We start from the raw sequence: 2,219 nt of genomic DNA, 5'->3' as shown, positions 1-2,219 counted from the left end.
AAAAGTTTTACGATTAATATCGTAAACTATAACATAAAAACTTTTCATAATTTATTTTCTGTTTATCTTGAAAGAATTAGTTCCTTTGAGTCGGCAATATATGTCAGCGTTAGAGGCATAAGCTCCAGATACCTTCTTTAATTCCTCTAGGTATTTTAAAGCTTTTTCTTTTGCTTGCTTCTTGCTGGATGAATCAAATTCGTAGTCTATTGTTCCAGGTAATCGAGAAATAGTAATATAGACAGGATGGGAGGGGGGATTCTAATATGGGATGCCCAATAATCCATACGTTCTCTTGTATCTTTCCATTTACATATTCTCGTCCATCTAACTGCTTTCCGCTATAAGGAATTTTACTAGAAAGATCTTCTCCATCGTCGATCCAGTAGAGAGTAGAATTTGTTTTACTCAATATACTTTCTGGAATATTACTGTATTCTGCATAGATTTTGTTATCAAGTATATACATAAAGATTTATAGTTTTCTATCATAATTATCATACTTGTCTATTGTTCTAGAGTCTTCTCATCCATCTACTCATATAGTGAAAATTTGATACCTGTCATTCCAAGTTCCAATTATTGTGTAATACATAGTAAGCCTCTTCTTTCAAATTCCTTCATTAAAGGTTCAGCTAATTCCTTAGCTTGTGGATGAGGGGCTCCAGTAGTTCCCAACGCCCTTAGCTCGAAGAAATGCTCCCAATCAGAAACAAAACCAGTCATTACCAATTCTGTTTTCAATGAATTAGGTAATACTGCTCTTGCTTGCTGTGGTTTCATACCATTATTGATGCTGCTAACATATGCTTTCTCAGAATACATCATAGCATATAGCCAGTTAGTCTCTGCATCAGCTATATCGAGTCCAATATTCCAATTAGAGGTATTAAAATTAGAATAATCCTCATCCATATATTTATTAAACCAATTTGGGATAATAAAAGTGAGTTCATTACCAAACTTATTCTTACTGTAGTTACAATAACGGGTACTTTCTTGAGCAAAACTGAATACTCTGTGTCTTACAAATTCATGGGAAACTCCTCTATCACAGATAAACCTTACAGTAATTCTTTTCTCATGGAACTCTGTAGGTTCACAAAGGTACTTCAAGTCGACGAGCCAGTTATTTTCTACTAAAACTCTATAGTTTGTAGTAATGCAATAATGGATTCCATCTTCATGTAGAGATACTTTAGAGTATTTATCATTAACATACTTATTTGCTATATCTAATAATCTTCCAGAGCAATCTATTGATAAATATACAGTACCATGTTCCAACATAGCACCATGACCTGACTTAATCATTCTATCTACAAATGCTTTAGCTGAATCCTCTGTTATTTTATCTTCAGAACGGTAGCAAGTTCTTCCTGCTGACTCTATAATTTTATAAATACCATCTATACCTGGCTTCTGCTCTAAAATTTCGAAATTAGGTTTAATTAGATTCATTTAACACTTGAGATTTATATTTTCCAAAGTATTTAATCTCTGCTTCTAGTCGAGCTTTTATGGCATCTTCTCTTTCAGTGTAACTACCAAGATTTATTTTCTGTTTATTAACCTGAATTTCCGCATACCATTTATTTCTATCGGCTCTATACCTAACACCTAATATTCCAGAGGTATTGTTACTGGGAAGTTTTACTCTATTCTTAAGATTATCGGCGTTGCAACAAATTCTTAGATTAGACTTTCTATTATCCAATTTATTACCATTAATATGGTCAACGAATAACTCGGATTCTTCCATAACAACTCTATGTAAATATTCTTGATTTGAATTTTTCACATAGTTGTTTTTATCTTTACACCACTTAAAGCCTTTAACCTTACTAATATCTTCAATATCAATTAAAGCCTCTGCTATAGGTTCTGATTTATTATTATATAGTATAATAGCAGCATAACCTTCTTTTATTATAATCTCATTAGGGTCTAATTTAGTTCTCTCTAGGATTTTACCATGTCTTTTGTATTGGCAATAATGTTTTCCACATAGTGGTCCTATAGGACTATTACATACTTTGGTGATGCTCCCACATATACTACATTCCTTTATTTCCTTCATATAAATACAAGCTTTTTTATACAAATTTATAAAGTAGAGGGAAATCTTCCAAATAAATTAGAAGATTATTAACATACGTTAATAGTTCTTCCAACTAGTTCTATTTGCTTATAAACTCCATCTATTCCGGAAGATTGCT

The 2,219-nt window shown here is 32.0% G+C and carries 2 protein-coding genes; both read right to left on the bottom strand.

The genetic code is table 11. The features are described from left to right. Window positions 1-579: 579 nt before the first annotated feature. Complete coding sequence (locus ACI3VO_RS15855; RefSeq protein ID WP_439758846.1) at window positions 580-1,461, bottom strand: FAD-dependent thymidylate synthase; 882 nt, start codon at window positions 1,459-1,461, stop codon at window positions 580-582. Then, complete coding sequence (locus ACI3VO_RS15850; RefSeq protein WP_439758845.1) at window positions 1,448-2,080, bottom strand: hypothetical protein; 633 nt, start codon at window positions 2,078-2,080, stop codon at window positions 1,448-1,450. Before ACI3VO_RS15850 ends, ACI3VO_RS15855 begins: the two co-directional genes overlap by 14 nt. Window positions 2,081-2,219: the final 139 nt, after the last annotated feature.

This window comes from Intestinibacter sp. (assembly GCF_051866655.1).
GTDB lineage: Bacteria > Bacillota > Clostridia > Peptostreptococcales > Peptostreptococcaceae > Intestinibacter.
The sequence above is the reverse complement of the archived record's forward strand: the minus strand, read 5'-3'. Positions and strand labels throughout refer to the sequence as shown.

Bases quoted from the DNA above. Each gene is read 5' to 3' on its own strand.
- ACI3VO_RS15855 (WP_439758846.1), bottom strand. From the start codon at position 1,461: ATGAATCTAATTAAACCTAATTTCGAAATTTTAGAGCAGAAGCCAGGT.
- ACI3VO_RS15850 (WP_439758845.1), bottom strand. From the start codon at position 2,080: ATGAAGGAAATAAAGGAATGTAGTATATGTGGGAGCATCACCAAAGTA.